At 67.1% G+C, this 19,382-nt stretch carries 16 protein-coding genes; 5 read left to right on the top strand and 11 right to left on the bottom strand.

Going from position 1 to position 19,382, the window contains the following annotated elements; translation table 11 throughout:
* The 3 genes from nikC to ACODTJ_RS01690 form a co-directional block, all read right to left on the bottom strand.
* Entirely contained in the window at positions 1 to 906 is a 906-nt protein-coding gene (nikC, locus tag ACODTJ_RS01700) for a nickel transporter permease (RefSeq protein ID WP_454657985.1), read from the bottom strand.
* Between the two features lie 10 nt (positions 907 to 916).
* On the bottom strand, positions 917 to 1,972 hold the full coding sequence (locus ACODTJ_RS01695; protein WP_454659036.1) for an ABC transporter permease: 1,056 nt from the start codon (positions 1,970 to 1,972) through the stop codon (positions 917 to 919).
* A 163-nt stretch (positions 1,973 to 2,135) separates the two neighbouring features.
* A complete protein-coding gene (locus ACODTJ_RS01690; RefSeq protein ID WP_454657986.1) occupies positions 2,136 to 3,740 on the bottom strand; it encodes an ABC transporter substrate-binding protein in 1,605 nt (534 codons plus the stop codon).
* A 235-nt stretch (positions 3,741 to 3,975) separates the two neighbouring features.
* Here ACODTJ_RS01690 and ACODTJ_RS01685 point away from each other — a divergent pair, with 235 nt between their 5' ends.
* The 3 genes from ACODTJ_RS01685 to ACODTJ_RS01675 are packed head-to-tail and all read left to right on the top strand — an operon-like array spanning position 3,976 to position 10,786.
* On the top strand, positions 3,976 to 7,380 hold the full coding sequence (locus ACODTJ_RS01685; RefSeq protein WP_454657987.1) for a transglutaminase family protein: 3,405 nt from the start codon (positions 3,976 to 3,978) through the stop codon (positions 7,378 to 7,380).
* Positions 7,381 to 7,388: 8 nt separating this feature from the next.
* Positions 7,389 to 9,911 (top strand): circularly permuted type 2 ATP-grasp protein, encoded by a 2,523-nt coding sequence (locus ACODTJ_RS01680; RefSeq protein WP_454657988.1) that lies wholly within the window; start codon positions 7,389 to 7,391, stop codon positions 9,909 to 9,911.
* On the top strand, positions 9,908 to 10,786 hold the full coding sequence (locus ACODTJ_RS01675) for a transglutaminase family protein (protein WP_454657989.1): 879 nt from the start codon (positions 9,908 to 9,910) through the stop codon (positions 10,784 to 10,786). Before ACODTJ_RS01680 ends, ACODTJ_RS01675 begins: the two co-directional genes overlap by 4 nt.
* Positions 10,787 to 10,905: 119 nt before the next feature.
* On the opposite strand, the gene ACODTJ_RS01670 is transcribed toward ACODTJ_RS01675, so the two are convergent.
* On the bottom strand, positions 10,906 to 12,351 hold the full coding sequence (locus ACODTJ_RS01670) for an aldehyde dehydrogenase family protein (protein ID WP_454657990.1): 1,446 nt from the start codon (positions 12,349 to 12,351) through the stop codon (positions 10,906 to 10,908).
* 117 nt (positions 12,352 to 12,468) lie between these two features.
* Entirely contained in the window at positions 12,469 to 12,621 is a 153-nt protein-coding gene (locus tag ACODTJ_RS01665) for a hypothetical protein (RefSeq protein ID WP_454657991.1), read from the bottom strand.
* Positions 12,622 to 12,792: 171 nt separating this feature from the next.
* On the opposite strand from ACODTJ_RS01665, the gene ACODTJ_RS01660 reads away from it, so the two are divergent.
* Positions 12,793 to 13,281, top strand: coding sequence for a pyridoxamine 5'-phosphate oxidase family protein (locus ACODTJ_RS01660; protein WP_454657992.1), 489 nt, complete (start codon positions 12,793 to 12,795; stop codon positions 13,279 to 13,281).
* Positions 13,282 to 13,292: 11 nt separating this feature from the next.
* On the opposite strand, the gene ACODTJ_RS01655 is transcribed toward ACODTJ_RS01660, so the two are convergent.
* The 4 genes from ACODTJ_RS01655 to ACODTJ_RS01640 all read right to left on the bottom strand — a co-directional run bounded on the left by ACODTJ_RS01655 (position 13,293) and on the right by ACODTJ_RS01640 (position 16,633).
* Positions 13,293 to 13,943 (bottom strand): phosphatase PAP2 family protein, encoded by a 651-nt coding sequence (locus ACODTJ_RS01655; RefSeq protein WP_488847492.1) that lies wholly within the window; start codon positions 13,941 to 13,943, stop codon positions 13,293 to 13,295.
* 93 nt (positions 13,944 to 14,036) lie between these two features.
* Complete coding sequence (locus ACODTJ_RS01650) at positions 14,037 to 14,936, bottom strand: diacylglycerol/lipid kinase family protein (protein WP_454657994.1); 900 nt, start codon at positions 14,934 to 14,936, stop codon at positions 14,037 to 14,039.
* Between the two features lie 44 nt (positions 14,937 to 14,980).
* Positions 14,981 to 15,868, bottom strand: a complete 888-nt coding sequence (locus ACODTJ_RS01645; protein WP_488847489.1) for a transglutaminase-like domain-containing protein — start codon at positions 15,866 to 15,868, stop codon at positions 14,981 to 14,983.
* Positions 15,869 to 16,249: 381 nt separating this feature from the next.
* Complete coding sequence (locus ACODTJ_RS01640; protein WP_454657996.1) at positions 16,250 to 16,633, bottom strand: PRC-barrel domain-containing protein; 384 nt, start codon at positions 16,631 to 16,633, stop codon at positions 16,250 to 16,252.
* 254 nt (positions 16,634 to 16,887) lie between these two features.
* On the opposite strand from ACODTJ_RS01640, the gene ACODTJ_RS01635 reads away from it, so the two are divergent.
* Positions 16,888 to 17,154 carry a YMGG-like glycine zipper-containing protein gene (locus ACODTJ_RS01635; protein WP_454657997.1) on the top strand — a complete coding sequence of 89 codons (267 nt, stop codon included), beginning with the start codon at positions 16,888 to 16,890 and terminating at the stop codon, positions 17,152 to 17,154.
* A 78-nt stretch (positions 17,155 to 17,232) separates the two neighbouring features.
* On the opposite strand, the gene hutC is transcribed toward ACODTJ_RS01635, so the two are convergent.
* Positions 17,233 to 17,982 carry a histidine utilization transcriptional repressor HutC gene (gene hutC, locus ACODTJ_RS01630; protein ID WP_298921062.1) on the bottom strand — a complete coding sequence of 250 codons (750 nt, stop codon included), beginning with the start codon at positions 17,980 to 17,982 and terminating at the stop codon, positions 17,233 to 17,235.
* Positions 17,983 to 17,994: 12 nt separating this feature from the next.
* Positions 17,995 to 19,362, bottom strand: coding sequence for a formimidoylglutamate deiminase (locus ACODTJ_RS01625; protein ID WP_454657998.1), 1,368 nt, complete (start codon positions 19,360 to 19,362; stop codon positions 17,995 to 17,997).
* Positions 19,363 to 19,382: the final 20 nt, after the last annotated feature.

Genomic DNA, 19,382 nt, shown 5'->3' with positions numbered 1-19,382 from the left:
TTACCTCGCATCCATGACGTCGCGGAGCCCGTCGCCGAGCAGGTTGAAGCCGAGCGCGACGATGCAGATTGCGACGCCGGGGAAGGTCGCAACCCACCACTGGTCGAAAATCTGCTCGCGGCCGGCCGAGATCATCGCGCCCCATTCCGGCATCGGCGGCTGCGCGCCGAGGCCGAGGAAGCCGAGGCCGGCGGCGGTCAGGATGATGCCGGCCATGTCGAAGGTGGTGCGCACGATCAGCGAGGACATGCACATCGGCACGACATGCTTCCAGATGATGCGGGCTTGCGAGGCGCCCTGCAGGCGCATCGCGGCGATATAATCCTGGTTGCGGATCACCATCGTCTCGGCGCGGGCGACGCGGGCATAGGGCGGCCAGGTCGTGATCGCGATGGCGATGATGGCGTTGACGATGCCGGGGCCGAGCGCCGCGACGAAGGCCAGCGCCAACACGAGGCGCGGGAAGGCCAGGAAGACGTCGGTGATGCGCATCAGCAGACGATCGACCCAACCACCGTAATAGCCGGAGATCGCGCCGATCAGCAGGCCGAAGGGGCCGACGGTGACCACGACCAGCAGCACGATCACCAGCGTGATGCGCGTGCCGTAGACGATGCGGCTGAAGATGTCGCGGCCGAGCGCGTCGGTGCCGAACCAGTTGGTCGTCGACGGCGGCAGCAGCCGCTTGTCTAGCGCCTGCGCGATCGGATCGAAGGGCGCGATGACGGGCGCGAAGGCGGCGATCAGCAGCAGCAGGACGATGATGGCGAGGCCCGCCACCGCCATCGGGTTGCGCTTGAAGGCAAGCCATTGCCGGTAAAGCTGGCCGAGACGGGCCTGTCGGCGTGACTCAGGCGAGTCGCTGATCAGCCAGGCGTGCAGGCCGGGAGAGGAAGTGTCGCTCATGTCCGTCTCCTCAACGCACGCGCGGATCGGCCAGGCGGCCGATGATGTCGGTCAGGAGATTGACCCCGATGAAGACGACGCCGACCACCAGAGTGCCACCGAGCACCGCATTCATGTCGGCGTTGAGCAGAGCGTTGGTGAGATAGCGGCCGAGGCCCGGCCAGGCGAAGATCGTCTCGGTCAGCACCGAGCCCTCCAGCAGATGCATGTAGGAGAGCGCGATCACGGTGAAGAGCGGCACGGCGGCATTGCGCAGCGCGTGGCGCCAGATCACGGCGGTCTCGGAGACGCCCTTCACGCGGGCGGCGATGACATATTGCTGCTGCAGCTCGGTGATCATGAAGCTGCGGGTCATGCGGCTGATATAGGCCACCGAGAGCAGGCCGAGCACCAGAGCCGGCAGGATCAGATGCGAGAGGGCGTCCCAGAACGCCTCCCATTCACCCTCCAGCGCGGCGTCGATCATGATGACGCCGGTGCGGGTGGTGACGATGTCCTGCCAGACCACCGAGATCCGCCCCGGTCCGGAGACCCAACCGAGCTTGGCGTAGAACAGCAGCAGCGCCATCAGGCCGATCCAGAAGACCGGGACGGAATAGCCGACGAGGCCGACGACGCGGGCGACCTGATCCTGCCAGCGGCCCTGGTTGACGGCGGCGACGATGCCGAGCGGGACGCCGATGAGCACGCCGATCAGCGTGCCGAGCGTCGCGAGTTCAAGCGTCGCCGGGAAGACGCGCTTGATGTCCTCGACGACCGGGTTCGAGGTCAGCACGGAGGTGCCGAGATTCCCGGTGAAGACCTTGCCGATATAGATGGCGAATTGCTGCCAGAGCGGCTTGTCGAGGCCGAGCTCGATGCGCGCCGCCTCATAGGTTTCAGGCCGAGCGTTGTCGCCGACGACGGCTAGCACCGGGTCGATCGGAATGACGCGGGCGATGAAGAAGGTGACCAGCAGCAGGCCGAACATGGTGATGACCACGGTCGTCAACTCGCGCGAGAGCGCGCGGCCCCAGCGCCGCAGCCTGCCCGGCGCGGCGGCCTTGCCTGTGGGAGCTTGCGTCACGGCTGTCATGACCCGCCTCCATTTCCAGTGTTTTTCGTCGGAGCGCCGGGGATCGCCGCAGGCGTTTCACGCCGCGCCAGAATCCAGGCCATGTCCGGAATGAGCATGAAAGGAAGCCCGCCGCGACCTTTCGGAATCGCGGCGGGCTCCTGAGCCAGAAGGCTCAGTTCTTGACGATGGTGGCGTAGCGGTTGGTGTCGGAGCTCGGTCCGATGACCCAGCCCTTCACGTTCTTGCGCTCGGCCGAGACCTCGATCTGCTGGAACATGATGACGAAGGGCGAGACCTTCTGGTGGTCGCGCTGCAGACCCTCATAGGTGGTCTTGCGCTTGCCAGCATCGGCTTCCAGCACGGCGCCCTGCGTGACCTTGGTCATCTCCGGGATGTTCCAGGCATTGCGCCAGGCCAGCGTCTTCGACTTCGCATCCTCACCGTTATCCTCGTTGATGGCGAAGGTCTCGGCATTGGTGTGCGGGTCGAGATAGTCCGGGCCCCACTGGCCGATATAGATGTCGTGGGTGCGGGCGCGGTACTTGGTCAGCGTCTGCTTGCCGTCACCGGGGACGATCTCGAGCTTGACGCCGGCCTGGGCCCAGGTCGCCTGGATCGCCTGCGCGATATCGGTGATCGGGGAGATCGAGCGGGTGTCCATGGTGACGGTGAAGCCGTTGCTGAGACCAGCCTTGGCGAGCAGCTCCTTCGCCTTGGCGACGTTGAGCTGGTAGGGCTTGTCCGAGATCGCGCCGAGGAAGCCCTGCGGCAGGAACGACTCATGGTGCTTGTAGGTGCCCTCAAGGATGTTCTTCTCGATCGAGGCGTAATCGACCAGGAGCTTCAGCGCCTCGCGGACCTCGGGCTTGGCGAGGTTCGGGTTCTTCTGGTTCAGGCCCATATAGAGGATATAGCCCTTGTCGCCCTGGACGATCTCGAGGTCCTTGTTGTTCTTGACTGCCGCGAGCTGGTCCTTCGAGAGGTTGCGGGCGATGTCGACGTCGCCCTTCTCGACGAGCAGGCGCTGCGAGGCCGGCTCGGCGACATGGCGCACGACGATGCGCTTGCTCTTCGGCGCGCCCTTGTACCAGCTCTCGTTGGCGTCGAGCGTGTACTGCTCGTTCGGGCGATAGCTGCGGACCTTGAAAGCACCCGAGCCGGCCGAGTTCAGCTTGAGCCAACCATTGCCCCAGTCGCCGTCCTTCTCATTGGCCTTGACCAGCTTCGAGTCGACGATGGCGGCGACGCCGGAGGTCAGGCAGTTATAGAAGAAGGTCGGCGCGTAGGGCTTCGAGACCGTGATCTGGACGGTGTTCTCGTCGACGGCCTTGACCTTGTCGAGCACGTTCTCGGCAACGAAACCGAACTGGCGCAGGATGAAGCCCGGCGACTTGTTGAGCGTGACCGCGCGCTGGAAGGAGTAGACCACGTCGGCGGCCGTCATCGGGTTGCCCGAGTGGAACTTGACGCCTTTGCGCAGCTTGAAGGTGTAGGTCAGGTTGTCGGGGCTGACGGTCCAGCTCTCGGCGAGATCCGGAATCAGCTCGTTGTTCTTGGAAATGTCGATGTTGATGAGTTTGTCGTAGACGTTAGCGCCGACCTCGACGCCCGAGAACTCGAAAGCCTCGGCCGGGTCGAGCGTGATGATGTCGTCGATCTGCTTGGCCATCACGATCGTGTCCTTCGGCGTCTGCGCGAAGGCGGCGGTGGTCGACATCAGTGCCGTAAAGGCCGAAACCGCCATCAATTTGGCTACGTGACGCATCGGATTCCCCATCGTTCGTGTTGCGCGGGCGCTTTGCCGCCCGTTGGGCGCTATCTGCAACCAGTCCGGTGCAGCTGTCCAGTCGACCAACGGCCATGGAAAGGGCGGAACGGCTCATTTTGCACATCTCTTGAGCAGCGAAGCCGGGTCATGAGGCCATCCGGGCGCTGGCGATGCCTTGCGCGCGTCAACCGCCCGGCTAACCTGACGTTACAGGCGGCGCTCGCCTGGGATTAGGGGGCGAAACTTGGCCATCATCGCCGCGCTGAACCATGTCACGCATTACCGCTACGACCGGCCAGTCACGCTCGGGCCGCAGATCGTGCGCCTGCGGCCGGCGCCGCATTGTCGCGCCGCGATCGAGAGCTATTCGCTGAAGGTGACGCCGGCCCAGCATTTCGTGAACTGGCAGCAGGACCCGGCCGGCAACTGGCTGGCGCGCTATGTCTTCCCGGAGCCCGTGACCGAGTTCCGGATCGAGGTCGATGTCGTCACGGAACTGTCGATCATCAATCCCTTCGACTTCTTCGTCGAGACGCAGGCCGAGACCTTCCCCTTCGCCTATACGCCAGAGCAGACCGAGGAACTCTCACCCTATCTGGTGACGGAGCCGGCCGGCCCGCTGCTTGAAGCCTTCCTCGCCGAATTGCCGCGTGAGCCGATGAACACGGTCAACTTCATCGTCGACCTCAACGCCCGCCTGCAACAGCGCATCGCCTACGGCATCCGGATGGAGCCGGGCGTGCAGGAGCCGGAGCACACGCTGTCGATCGGATCTGGCTCCTGCCGCGACACGAGCTGGCTCCTGGTCCAGGCGCTCCGGCATCTCGGTCTCGCAGCACGTTTCGTCTCCGGCTACCTGATCCAGATGAAGGCGGATATCGACCCGCTCGAAGGCCCGCGCGGGACGGACAAGGATTTCACTGACCTGCATGCCTGGGCCGAGGTCTATATCCCCGGCGCCGGCTGGGTCGGGCTCGACCCGACCTCCGGCCTGCTCACCGGCGAGGGCCATCTGCCGCTGGCCGCGACGGCACATTACCGCTCGGCTGCGCCGGTCTCGGGCTTGGCGAGCTATGCCGAGACCAGTTTCGACTTCCAGATGAGCGTGACGCGCGTGCACGAGGTGCCGCGCATCACCCTGCCCTTCTCCGATGCCTCCTGGGGCGAACTCGATGCGCTCGGCGAGACCGTCGAGGCCGATCTCAAGGCGCAGGATGTCCGCCTCACCATGGGCGGCGAGCCGACCTTCGTCTCGATCGACGACCAGACCAGCGAGGAATGGAACATCGCCGCGGTCGGGCCGACCAAGCGCCAGCGGGCCGACACGCTGATCCGGCGGCTGCGCCAGCGCTTCGCCCCGGGCGGGATGCTGCATTACGGCCAGGGCAAATGGTATCCCGGCGAGAGCCTGCCGCGCTGGGCCTTCGCTCTGTACTGGCGCCGGGACGGCCAGCCGATCTGGCGCAATGCCGACCTGATCGCGCGGGAACCCGGCGCGCAGACCGGCGGGGACCGCGAGCTGGAGGTGAGCGCCACCATCCGCGATGCCGAGGCCCTAGCGCAGGGGCTTTCCGAGAAGCTCGGGCTCGGCGCCGATTACGTGGTGCCGGCCTATGAGGATACCGGCGTCTGGCTACTCAAGGAGGCGCAGCTTCCCGACAATGTCGATCCGCTCGACTCACGACTCTCCGACCCGGAGGAACGCTCGCGTATGGCGCGGGTCTTCGAGCTCGGCCTGGGCAATCCGCGCGGCTATGTCATCCCGGTTCAGCGCTGGCAGGCGGGCGCGAGCGACCGGCGCTGGCGCTCCGAGAAATGGAAGCTGCGCCGCGGCAAGCTCTTCCTCGTGCCGGGCGATTCTCCGGTCGGCTACCGGCTGCCGCTCGGCTCGCTGCCCGTCGTGCCCAAGGCCGAATATCCGCATATCCATCCGCAGGACCCGCTGGAGCCGCGCCCGCCTTTGGCGGCGGCGGGACCGGCCGGAGCAAGCTGGACCGATCATCCCGAGGCGCGTCCTGCGGAACCGACCTCCACGGAGGAGCGGCCCGGCCCGGCGCAGATGAGCGTGGAAGCGCAGGCCACCGCCTCAGGGCCGGTCCAGGACCGGCGCGAGCAGGAGATCGGCGGCGATCACGTCCGCACGGCGCTCAGCCTCGAAATCCGCGACAACGTGCTCTGCGTCTTCCTGCCCCCGGTCGAGCGGCTGGAGGATTATCTCGACCTCGTCGCCTCGGTCGAAGCGGTGGCGGAAGAGCTTGGCCAGCCCGTGCATATCGAGGGCTATGCGCCCCCCTTCGACCCGCGCCTCGACGTGATCAAGGTCACGCCCGATCCCGGCGTGATCGAGGTCAATATCCACCCGGCGACGGAATGGCGCGAGGCTGCGGCGATCACGCAGGGCGTCTACGAGGAGGCGCGGCTGGCGCGGCTCTGTGCCGAGAAATTCATGGTCGACGGCCGCCATACCGGCACCGGCGGCGGCAACCATGTCGTGCTCGGCGGCGTGACGCCGGCCGACTCGCCCTTCCTGCGCCGGCCGGATCTGCTCAAGAGCATCATCCTCTACTGGAACCGGCACCCCTCTCTCTCCTACCTGTTCTCAGGCCTGTTCATCGGCCCGACCAGCCAGGCCCCGCGCATCGACGAGGCCCGGCAGGATCAGCTCTACGAGCTGGAGATCGCGCTGGAGCAGGTGCCCGGGCCCGGCGAGGCGCCGATCCCGCTCTGGCTGGTCGACCGCCTGTTCCGCAATCTCCTAGTCGACGTCTCCGGCAATACGCACCGCACCGAGATCTGCATCGACAAGCTCTATTCGCCGGACGGACCGACCGGCCGGCTCGGGCTGGTCGAGTTTCGCGGCTTCGAGATGCCGCCGGATGCGCGGATGTCGCTTGCCCAGCAATTGCTGCTACGGGCGCTGATCGCCTGGTTCTGGCGCGAACCGCTGGACGGCAAGCTGGTCCGGTGGGGCACTGCCCTGCATGACCGCTTCATGCTGCCCGAGATGGTCTGGCAGGATTTCAAGGATGTGCTCGGCGATCTCCAACGCGCCGGCTACGCCTTCGACCCCGTCTGGTTCGAGGCACAGGCCGAGTTCCGCTTCCCGTTCTTCGGCAAGGTCGCGCATGGCGGCGTCGAGATCGAGATCCGGCAGGCGCTCGAGCCCTGGCATGTCATGGGCGAGGAAGGCGCGATCGGCGGCACGGTGCGCTATGTCGACAGCTCGATCGAGCGCCTGCAGGTCAAGGCGACCGGACTGGTGCCGGGCCGCCACCTCATAACCTGCAACGGTCGTCGCCTGCCGATGACGGCGACCGGCACATCCGGCGAGGCCGTCGCGGCGGTGCGCTTCAAGGCATGGCAGCCGGCCTCGGGGCTGCATCCGACGATCCCCGTGCATGCGCCCCTGACTTTCGACATCGTCGATCTCTGGTCCGGCCGCTCGCTCGGCGGCTGCGTCTATCATGTCGCCCATCCCGGGGGGCGCAATTACGAGACACCCCCGGTCAATTCCTACGAGGCGGAGGCAAGACGGCTCGCACGTTTCGAGGCGATCGGGCATAGTCCAGGCCCTCTGGCGATTCCGCCGGAAGAACGCAGCGCCGAATTCCCGCTCACGCTGGATTTGAGGCGCCCGGCAGGGATTTAGAGCGAAGCATGTCGGTGCAGGGTCGCACCCGATCGGGACGCAGCAGGGCCGAGCGGCGCGCCGCGCTGCTTGCCGGCTATCGCCCGCTGCCCGGCGTCTTCGATGAGTTCATCGACGGAAACGGCCAAGTGCGCCCGCATTGGGAGCCGTTTCTCTCGGCCTGGTGCGCGCTCTCGCCTTCGGAGCTGACGCAGCGCTTCGGGCTGGCCGACCGGCATGTCCGCGATACCGGCGTGTCCTACCGCGTCCATGGCGATATCGACGAGCGCGATCCAGGCGTCGGCGAGCGGGCCTGGCCGCTCTCGCATGTGCCCCTCGTCATCCCCGAGACGGAATGGCAGGCGATCGCGGCCGGCGTGACGCAGCGCGCCGAGCTGCTCTCGACCGTGCTCGACGATATCTACGGGCCGGGCGAGCTGATCGCCGAAGGCCACCTGCCGGCTGCCGTGGTCACCGGCAGCCCCGACTACCTGCGCCCGCTTCACGGGATCGCGGGTGGCGGGACGCTGCAGCTCTATGCCGCCGATCTCGGCCGCGGCCCGGACGGGCGCTGGTGGGTTTTGCAGGATCGCACGCAGGCGCCGTCCGGCACCGGTTATGCGCTGGAGAACCGGCTGGCGCTGGCGCGCGCCTTCCCCGACATGTTCCGCAACATGAACATCGAGCGGCTGGCGGCCTTCTTCCAGAGTTTTCGAGCGGGACTGGTGTCTCGCTCCAAGCGCGTCGAGCCGCGCATCGCGCTCCTGACGCCAGGCTCGCTCAACGAAAGCTATTTCGAGCAGGCCTATCTTGCCCGCTATCTCGGCTTCCTGCTGGTCGAGGGCGGCGACCTGCTGATGCGCGACGGCCGCGTGCATGTTCGCACCATCGCCGGCCTGAAGCGCGCCGACGTGATCTGGCGGCGCATCGACGGCGATTTCGCCGATCCGCTGGAACTCAATTCCGGTTCGGCGCTGGGCGTCGCCGGTCTGGTCGAGGCCGTCCGGCAGGGCCAGGTCAATGTCGCCAACGGGCTTGGCTCCGGCGTCGTCGAGGCGCGCGCGCTGATGGGCTTCCTGCCGGCGCTTGCCCGGCAGGTGCTCGGCGAGGACCTGATCCTGCCGAATATCGCAACCTGGTGGTGTGGCCAGCCGCAGGAACGCCAGGCCGTACTCGACAGGCTCGGCGAGATGAGCATCGCACCGGCCTTCCGCAGCGCCGGCAACGGGCTCGATACGACGCAGGTCGTCGCCGGAGAATTGCCCGAGGCGGAGCGCGCGGCGCTGCGCGACCGTATCGAGGCGCGCGGCATGGACTATGTCGGGCAGGAGGTCGTCCGGCTCTCGACCATGCCGGTCTTCCAGAATGGCCGGCTCGAACCGCATCCGATGACGCTGCGCGTCTTCGCCGCGGCGACGCCGGACGGCTGGAAGGTCATGCCCGGCGGTTTCTGCCGCATCTCCGACGAGCCGGATGCCCGCGCGGTCAGCATGCGCAACGGCGTGCGCTCCAGCGATGTCTGGGTCACCTCGGAGGAGCCGGTCGCGCAGGTCAGCCTGCTGCCGACGCCGGACCGGGTCAGCATCCGCCGCGTCACCGGCACATTGCCGAGCCGTGCGGCCGACAACCTGTTCTGGCTCGGGCGCTATCTGGAGCGCGGCGAGGCCACCTTACGCCTCGTGCGGGCGCTGCTCGGCCGCCTGATCGATCCCGATCCCGCGCCGGGGCGCAGCGACACGGTGCGCCAGCTCGCCGGCATGCTCGTGGCCTCGGGCGCCGCCCCCGGTGGGCAGGAGAAGCGGACACCGGCGGCGCAGGCCTATGCCGCGATCTACAGCCTCGACGATTACGGCTCGGCCGCCGCCTCGTTGCGCGAGGCGCGGCGCACGGCGTCGGTCATCCGCGAGCGCCTCTCCGTCGATGCCTGGCGGCTGTTCGGCGACCTGCAGCACCAGCTCGATCCCGAGGAAGGCCGCAAGCCGAGCGAGGGCGAGGCCTATGAGATCGCCGACCGCGCGCTGAAATCGCTCGCCGCCTTCTCCGGCCTCGGCCAGGAGAACATGGTGCGCGGCAATGGCTGGCGCTTCCTCGATATCGGCCGTCGCCTGGAGCGCGGCATCGCGACCTGCCGCTTCGCCCGGCAACTCGCCGACAGCAACGCCTCCGGCGACAATCTCGACGCCCTGCTCGACCTGACGGATTCGCAGATCACCTATCGCTCGCGCTATCTGCTCGGCGCCAGCCTGCAGCCGGTGCTCGACCTGGTGATGCTGGATCCCTACAACCCGCGCTCCGTCGCCTTCCAGGTCGAGCGGTTGGACACCGAGATCGCCAACCTGCCGACGCTCACCGATGACGGCATGCTGGAAGCGCCGCGCCGGCTGGTGCTGCGGCTCGCAGCCGATTGCCGGACGATGGAGGCGAGCCGGCTCGACCGGACCAGCATCCTCCTGTTCGAGCAGTTGCTGATGGGGCTCTCCGGCGCGATCGCCGATCGCTACTTCCTGCAGAACAGCGGCCCCGAAGGCTCGCGGATGACGAGCATCGCGTGATCTACGAGCTGCGCCACGTCACGACCTACGGCTATAGCCGGCCGGTGCCCTTTTCGCGCTGCATCCTGCGGCTCTTGCCGCGCGACGGGGCGGGCCAACGCGTGCTCAAGAGCGAGTTGCTGATCACGCCGCGCCCGGCCGAGCGCAATGACGGCATCTGCTTCTTCGGCAACCACATGACCACGATCACCATCACCAAGCCGCATCGCGAGCTGAAACTCGAGATGCGCGCGCGGATCGAGGTCGACCGGCCACCTCCGCCCCATGCCGGGCTGACGCGGAACTGGGAGGATGTCGCGACGCTGGCGCTCGATTCACGGAGCCTCCAGCCGGATTCGCCGGCGCATCACCTCTATCCCAGCCGGCTCGTGCCGCATGTTCCGGCCGTGGTCGATTATGCGCGGTCGAGCTTCGCCGCGGGGCGCCCGGTGCTGGAGGCCGCCTGCGACCTGATGACCCGGATCAGGCGCGATTTCGTCTACGATCCCGAGGCGACGGAGGTGACGACGCCACTGGCGGAGGCTTTCGACCAGCGCCACGGCGTCTGCCAGGATTTCGCGCACATCATGATCGCCGGTCTCAGGGGGCTCGGCCTGCCGGCGGCTTACGTCTCCGGCTATATCCGCACCATCCCGCCGCCGGGCCAGAAGCGCCTGGAAGGCGCCGATGCCAGCCATGCCTGGGCGATGCTGTGGTGCGGGCCGGAAATCGGCTGGGTCGGGCTCGATCCCACCAATGACCTGATCGTGGCGGACGACCATATCGTCACCGCCTTCGGCCGCGACTATACCGATGTCGCGCCACTCGACGGCGTGGTGATCGGGCCGGGCACGCAGAAGGTCGGCGTCGCCGTGGACGTGGTCCCGGTCGGCTGAAGGCGCCTTTGCCAACCTGAACCGTCATTGCGAGGAGCGAAGCGACGAAGCAATCCAAGGGGACGTAGAGCTCTGCTGCCCCTGGATTGCTTCGCTACGCTCGCAATGACGGCGAAGCCTCAGGCCAGCGTGTAGGCCGTCTTGACCGTGGTGTAGAACTCCTTGGCATAGGCGCCCTGCTCGCGCGGGCCGTAGCTGGAGCCCTTCCGGCCACCGAACGGCACATGATAGTCGACACCCGCCGTCGGCAGGTTGACCATCACCATGCCGGCCTCGCTGTTACGCTTGAAATGCGTCGCGTGCTTGAGCGAGGTCGTGCAGATGCCGGAGGAAAGTCCGAACTCGGTGTCGTTGGCCACAGCGAGCGCCTCGTCGTAATCCTTGACGCGAACAATGTTCGCGACCGGGCCGAAGACCTCCTCGCGCGAGATGCGCATCGCGTTGGTCGTCTCGGTGAAGAGCGCAGGCGCAAGGTAGAAGCCGGGAGTGTCGCGCTTCAGGAGTTCGCCGCCGAAGACCAGCTTGCCGCCCTCGTCCTTGGCGATCTGGATGTATTTCAGGTCCTGGTCGAGCTGGCTCTGGTCGACCACCGGGCCGATATGGGTGCCGGCCTTCAACGCATCGTCGACGACGACGGTCTTCAGGCGCTCGATGCAGGCCTCGACGAACTTGTCGTGAATGCCGGCCTGGACGATCAGGCGCGAGGAGGCCGTGCAGCGCTGGCCGGTCGAGAAGAAGGCGCCGTTGACGGCCACCTCGACAGCGACCTTCAGGTCGGCGTCGTCGAGCACGACGAGCGGGTTCTTGCCGCCCATCTCGAGCTGGACCTTCTTCATCGGATTGCCGGCGATGCAGGCAGCCGCAACCTTGCGACCGGTGCCGACCGAGCCGGTGAAGGAGATCGCGGCGACGTCCTTGTGCTCGAGCAGCGCCTGGCCGACGACCGAGCCGCGGCCCATGACGAGGTTGAGCGCACCCTTGGGCAGGCCCGCACGCTGCAGGATGTCGACCAGTGCCCAGGCCGAGCCCGGCACGAGATCGGCGGGCTTCAGGACGACGCAATTGCCCCAGGCGAGCGCAGGCGCAATCTTCCAGGCGGGGATCGCGATCGGGAAGTTCCAGGGCGTGATCATGCCGACGATGCCGACCGCCTCGCGGGTGATCTCGACACCGACGCCGGGGCGCACCGACGGAACCATCTCGCCGCCGAGGCGCAGGCACTCGCCGGCGAAGAAGGCGAAGACCTGGCCGGCGCGGGTGGCTTCGCCGATGCCCTCGGCGAGCGTCTTGCCCTCTTCCCGCGAGAGCAGCCGGCCGAGCTCGTCCTTGCGGGCGAGGATCTCGTCGGAGGCCTTCTTCAGGATGTCGTAGCGCTCCTGCGGGGTGGAGCGGCTCCAGGCCGGGAATGCAGCCTTGGCGGCGGCGACCGCGTTGTTCAGGTCCTCGACCGAGCCTTGCGTGTACTCGCCGACGACGTCGTTGGTGTTCGAGGGATTGATGTTGCGCGAGGCATTGGCGCCGCCGGCCCATTCGCCGGCGATGAGGTTCTTGAAGGGCGCGTTCATCTTGTTCTCCCACGACACAGGTTCGTGGTTCGGGTGTTAGCGCCTTTGGGCCGGCAAGGCCAATGCCCTTTGCCCAGCCGGCTCTCCCGCAGCCGCATCGCGGACCATGGCTGGGGACTACTTCTCCTTGATCGACAAACCGTTCTTGCCGACCGAGATCTCGATGCCATCAGGCTGCTTCTTCTCCTGGTAGAGCGAATAGCCGGTCACGGCGAGGGCAGCGACGAGGATGAGGACCAGCGCGGCCAGGAGATTACGCGATAGAGCCATGGAGCATTCCCGATATGGCGGCGGAGCCGCGAGCCCAATCCCAACGCAGGCCGGGTCGCGATGTTCCCCGCAGCGCGCGGAACGTTGCCTCACGCGCGGCGTTGCCATGACGCACAGGCTGGTTTCCACGCGGGACCGGCCGTGACAGGATCGCACCGGCAGGAGGTTGCCATGCCAGACACCGAACTGCAGGAACGCATCTGGGCCGCGCTGGCCGCGCACCCCGTCTACATGGTCTCGCTCGTCGCAGAGGGCGACATCAGGACACGGCCGATGTCAGGGCATCTCGACCGTGATCATCACCGCCTGCTCTTCATCACCCACCGGCATACCGGCATCATCGGAGCGGCCCTGCGTTCGCCTTCCGTCGGCGTCGCGATCAGCCATGAAGACCGCAATTTCTACGCGGCGATCTCCTGCTCGGCCTCCGAGGTCCCGAGCCGCGAGACGCTGCGGCAGGTCTGGACGCCGATCGCCAGCGCCTGGTTCCCGAACGGGCCGGATGATCCCGACGCGACCCTGCTCGCACTGACGCCAACATCGGCCGAAATCTGGGACGGGCCGTCGAGCAGCATGCTCGTCGCGTTCAAGCTGGCGACCGCCAAGATCCTCGGCCGCACGCCCGATCTCGGCGTCAACGCAACGATCGACATGCGCTGAACCCTCCCGGGTCAGGCTGGGTCGGCTTCCACCATCCTGCGGCCGAGCCAGGCCGTCGCGACGCTCGACCAGACAATGCCGAGGGCCCAGCCACCGAGCACGTCGGAGGGCCAGTGCACGCCGAGATAGACGCGACTCAGCCCGATCAGGCCGACCATGACCACGGCCATGATCATGCAGAAGCGGGCGATATCGGCCCGCCGCGAAGCGAGACCGACGAAGCCGGCGATGGTCAGCAATGTCACGGCCGAGAGGAAGGCGTGGCCGCTCGGGAAGCTAGCGGTGAAGGTCAGGGCGGCATGCTCGACGATATCGGGCCGCTCGCGGGCGATCGCGATCTTCAGGCCGGTGCTCGCCAGGAAGGCGGCGACGAGGCTGACGACGAGCCCGACCGCGAGACGGCGGTAGCCGCAGAGCCAGAGCGCCAGCGTCGCCGTCAGCGCCATGAAGAACAGGCCGACGAAGCTGCCGAGCGCCGTCATGTCGCGCACCGCCTCCTGGAACCAGGCCGGCCCGATCGGAATCGTGGGATTGGCCGCATCGCGGAACAGCATGATCAGCGTGGTATCGAGAGCGAAGCTGCGCCCGGAAACGATCAGCAGCGCGAGCCCGAGGAAAACCAAGGCGGCGACAGCGGGAACCAGGATACGAGGCTGGGGCAAGAAAGGCGGTCTCCGGGAGGGATGGGACAGGAGGTTATCCGAGATGGGCCGGGATCGAACAGGCGGCGTTCTGCCGCCATGATCCGGCTTCGCTCAATGACTGGCGGGGCGTGCGGCGATCACCCGCAAAGCCTTGGGCAACAGGCCGTAGCGCAACGGGCCGGCCTTGCGCTCGACCTCGCCGTCGAAGGTGATGTGGCCGCGCCGCTTGTCGCGCCGGGTCAACGTCACGGCATCGCCGGTGAAGGAGGTCAGGTTGTGCGAGTCGCGCCAGTGGCCCGAGACCACCGAGAGCGCCGCCTTGCCGCGCGAATAGAGTCCGCCGGCATTCAGGACATGAACCTCGAAGACGCCTTCGTCGAGTTGCGGGCGGCGCCAGTCCGCCCCCTCGAAGCGGTTGACGGTGACGAGCACGGCATCAGCCTCGACGATGCGATGATCGCCGCCGACGGCGATGTCGAGCGTGACCGGCCGGGTGAACAGGATCGAGCGCGTCGCGGCGATGCCGAAGGCGGCGGCGCGACTGAAGGGAAAGCGGCGGCGGGCATATTCACGCTCGCGCGCCATCAAGCTGAAAAAGCCCATGCCGGAGATCGAATGGAACAGGCGGTCGTTGACCCGGCCGACATCCATCTCGACCGGCTCGCCCCCACAAAGTGCCGCAACCTGCTGCTCGAGCGTGCCGAACAGGCCGAGATCGCGGCCAAGCACATTCACCGTCCCCATCGGCAGGATGCCGATCGGGCGATCGGCCTGGATCAGGACCGGCAGGGCGCCGTTGATCGTGCCGTCGCCGCCGGCCAGGACCGGCATCGCATGGCTATCCTCGATCGCGAGCGAAAGCGCATCGTCGATCTCGCGCGGCGGCACGAGGCGGACATCCGCGCCGCAGCCGTGGGCGGCGAAGGCAGCCTCCAGCCGCGTGGCGAACGCATCGGCACCGGCTTCGAGAACCGTTCCGGCACGGGCATTGGCGATGACGGTGTAGCGCATGGTGCTGGGGTAGATGGGTGGCGCTCGACCACGCGCAAGAGCGCTTACGCAGCCGCCGGGCGGGCGTCGAACTGTTCCGGAATCGGCGGCATCAGCGGCATCGGCACGTCCTCGACCTCTTCGGTGATGACTTCGAAACGCTGCAGCGTGTGGGCACCGAAGGAGCTGATCATCGCGACATCGGTCGCGTCGCGGCCGCGTGCGATGACGATGCGGCCGATGCGCGGCTCGTTATGGCGGGCATCGAAGGTGTACCAGCGCCCGCCGAGGAAGACCTCGAACCAGGCGTTGAAATCCATCGGCGCCGGATTGGCGGGCACGCCGATATCGCCGAGATAGCCATTGCAGTAGCGCGCCGGGATGTTCATGCAGCGGCAGAGCGTGACCGCGAGATGCGCGAAGTCGCGGCAGACGCCGATGCGCTCCTCGAAGGCTTCGGCGGCCGTGCGGGTGTTGCGCGCGTAATGATAGCCGAAGCTCAGGTGATTGTGGACGAAGTCGACGATCGCCTGCACCCGCGACCAGCCCGGCTGGATCTGTCCGAACAGGCCCCAGGCCTGATCGTAGAGCTTGTCGGTCTCGCAATAGCGGCTGCCCAGCAGATAGACGAGCGCCGAGTCGGGGAGACGCGACGGCGAAACCTCGCGGGCGGCCGGGTTGATGATATCGGGCTCACCGGAATCATGGACAACGCCTTGCGATTCCAGGCGGATGCCGCCGGATGGCGCGATCATGCGTCGACGAATATTGCCGAACGCATCGAGATCCTGCGTCATCGCGATCGCCAGAGAGGGATCGGCCAGAGCGGTCAGCTTCATCTCGTCCGGCGCCGTCAGATCGTGCCGGCGCGACGGGTGCACGTCGAGCAGCGTGATCAAGGGCATGTCATGGGCGCAGACAAGCTCGATCCGATAGCCGTAGCGGATGCGCATCTCACCTTCTCCTGATGTGAGGGCCGGACCGCTACGCGGACTCGCCGCTGCGGATCGTCGGGTGTCGAAATCCCCCAGCGATGAGACGCGCAAAGGGGCTCTGCTGTTCCCGCGGATCGACGAAAAATGGTCGATCGACCGTAGAATTCAGATGTTCCTCGAACACCTCAAAAAGAAGATGCGGGCCTTACGGCCCGCATCCCGCCGCCACGACGGTTCGGCTGGGGGGATAGCAACCGCCGCGACTTGCGCCCTGATCGGTTCCACGTTTCCCTGAAACACGGAACCGATTCAAATCTTCGATTTATTGCGCATTCGCTGGCACGGACCTTAGGCTCTGCCCGCGAACCGACATCGAATTCGCTCCGAAACGCTTCGCCGCTACATCATCCAGTAGGGCATCGTGCCGTAGTAGTCGTGGACACGCTTGCCATAAGCCTTGTCGTCCCAGTCGGGCTCGCCCTCGCTGTCATACATGGGCGCCGCCTCGAGCTGTTCCTTGGTCAGCGGCACGACATAGCCGCCGCGCTGCGTGTCGTAGTCGAGGACGCTCCACGGGATCGGATGGTATTTCTCGCCCAGTCCGAGAAAGCCGCCGAAGGACATGATCGCGTAGGCGACCTTGCCGGTCAGCTTGTCGAGCATCACGTCGTAGATCTCACCGAGATGGTCGCCGCCGGCGTTGTAGACATCGGTGCCGGCGACGCGTGCACCCGCGATCAGCGGGTTGGCGGTCGTGCTGGCTGTCATGGGAACATCGGTCATGGTCTTCCCCCTTGTCTCGCGATGCGATGCCGGAGACCCCGTCCTCCGGCGGCCCTTGCCTTTCCAACCGGCGCTGCAGCGATAGGTTCCGGCGCATCGCGAATTTTCGTGGCCTTCGTGCGGACACAAAACCCGTCTCCAAAACGGAGGACCGGCGAAAAGGCCGCTCGCGGCTCACAAACCGGCGGAACCTTAGCCGTCCGGCGCTGTTTGCTGCTGCGAGCGACTCGTCATCTCACGGAGGAGGAGAGGTCATGATCATCAAGAAGCTTATGCTCGTCGCGGCGCTGGGCGCTGCTCTCGGCGCCTGCACGGCGCGCGAGCAGAATGCCGGCACGGGCGCGCTGATCGGTGCGGGCGCCGGCGCCATCATCGGCGGCGCTGCGACAGGACGTGCCGGCGGCGCGCTGGCCGGTGCTGCAATCGGTGGCGCGAGCGGCGCGATCATCGGTGGCGCCGCGACGCGTCAAAGCTGTTACGGGCGGGACGAATGGGGCCGCCGCTTCGTCTACGATTGCTGAGGTAACAGCAACCCTACAAAGGCCCGCCTGACCGGCGGGCCTTTTCATTTGTACGCGATGGCGTGGCGCGCCCAGCCCTCAGGCCGCCCCATATGGCCCGAAGCGCCCGACGAAGCGGTGACGGAAGCCGGGATAGAGCAGACGCACGGCCGTCACCGGCTGCGACTGGTTCCAGGTTCGCCGCTCGACCAGCAGGCAGGGCTCGCCCTCCGCGATCTCCAGCAGGGCGGCCTGCTCGTCCCCTGCCCCGATCGCGCTGATCGCATGCTCGGCCTGCGACCAGAGGCTGTGCTGCAACAGCCAGTCGCCCGGCGGGGTCGCGGCGAAATCCTCATCCGCAAGGCCGGTCACGCCAGCGGCGTGGATGACACGCTCCTCCAGCACATGCGGCTTGCCGTCGGCGCGGTGCAGGACGAGGAGATGCACGACCTTGTCGGAGCGCTTCAGACCGAAAAGCTCGGCGACCTCCGGCGAAGGCCTGCCATCGGTGCGCGCCAGCACCTCATAGGCATAAGCCTGGCCGAGCTGGCGCACCTCTTCGGGGATCGAGAGGATGTCGAGCATGGCGTGGCTCGCCGGTGGCGTCGCGACCACGGTCCCCGAGCGGCGGCGGCGGACGATCAAACCCTCGCGGGCAAGCTGGACGAGCGCGCGATGCACGGTCATGCGCGAGGCGCCGAGCTGCTCCATCAATGCATGCTCGGGCGGCACGCTCGTGCCCGGCGGCCATTCCCCGCTGACGACGAGATCGCGGATCGCGCGCCGGATCTGGTCATAGACCGGCCCGGCACCGTCCAGTTTCACCGCGTCGAGCCGGGTCTCCGTCATCGTCGTCCCTGATCATTCGGCTGCGAGCAGGCGCCGCATCACGCCGGCGAAGCGCGTGCGCACCGAATCGCGGGCGACATGACGCCCCTCGGCCACCACCCTCCTGCCACCGACGACGGCATCGCGCAAAGGCATCGCGTTGGCGGCGAAGATCGCGCTGTCGACAGCCTCGGCACCCGACCTGCCGACGAGGGCCGGATGATCGGTGTCAAGCGTGATGAAATCGGCGCGATGGCCGGGCGCAATGGCGCCGATGGCACGGCCGCAGGCGCGCGCGCCGCCGGCGCAGGCCGCCTGCCAGAGCGCGAGACCGGTCGAGGCCTTCTCCTCCGCGAAAAGCGCGCGGCGACGGTCGCGCAGGCGCTGCGAGTACTCGAGCTGCCGCAGTTCCGAGCCCGCATCGATCTGGATGTTGGAATCGCTGCCGACGCCATAGGCGCCGCCCGCTTGCGCATAGCGGATGCCGTCGAAGATGCCGTCGCCGAGGCTGGATTCGGTGATCGGGCAGAGACCGGCGACCGCGCCGCTGCGGGCGATGCCGTCACGCTCGGCATCGCTCAGATGCGTCGCGTGGATCAGGCACCAGCGCCGGTCGAGCGGGATCGTGTTCATCAGCAGTTCGACCGGGCGCTTGCCGGTGATCTTCAGGCTGGCCTCGACCTCGGGCACCTGCTCGGCGACATGGATATGCACGGGGTCGTTCGGGCGCAGCGACGAGACCCAGCCGAGATCGTCGAGTGCAACTGCGCGCAGCGAATGCGGGGCGACGCCGAGCCGGGCGTCGGGCAGATCGCGGATCGCGGCCGCGCTGCCCTCCAGCAGGCGCTGATAGGCGTCGCGCTCGTTGACGAAGCGGCGCTGGCCATGGACGGAGGGCGCCTGGCCGAAATTGCCGAAGCGATAGAGCACCGGCAGCAGCGTGAGGCCGAGGCCGGTTTCCTGCGCGGCGGAGGCGATGGCCTGTCCCATCGTGGCGATGTTGGCGTAGGCGTGACCGTCCTTGTCGTGGTGGAGATAGTGGAACTCGGCGAGCGCGGTGAAGCCACCCTCCAGCATCTCGACGAAGGCCTGCGCGGCGATCGCCTGCACGTCGTCGGGATCGAGCCGGTCGAGGAAGCGATACATCACCTCGCGCCAGGTCCAGAAGGAATCCTCCGGCGCGCCGCGACGCTCGGAGAGGCCGGCCATGCCGCGCTGGAAGGCGTGGCTGTGCAGGTTCGGCATGCCCGGCAGCGCGATGCCTGAGAAGCTACGGACATCTCCCGTCGGCTTCACCCCCGCCTCGACGGAAACGATCGCCCCCTCAGTGACGGTCAGCTTCACATCGCTGGCAAAACCTTCGGGCAGAAGAGCCTCGGCCAGATGCAGGGTCTCGGTCACCGTTTCGCTCCGTCGCTCGC

The organism is Allobosea sp. FG18 (assembly GCF_057809495.1).
This window is presented reverse-complemented; position numbering and strand designations above follow the sequence as displayed.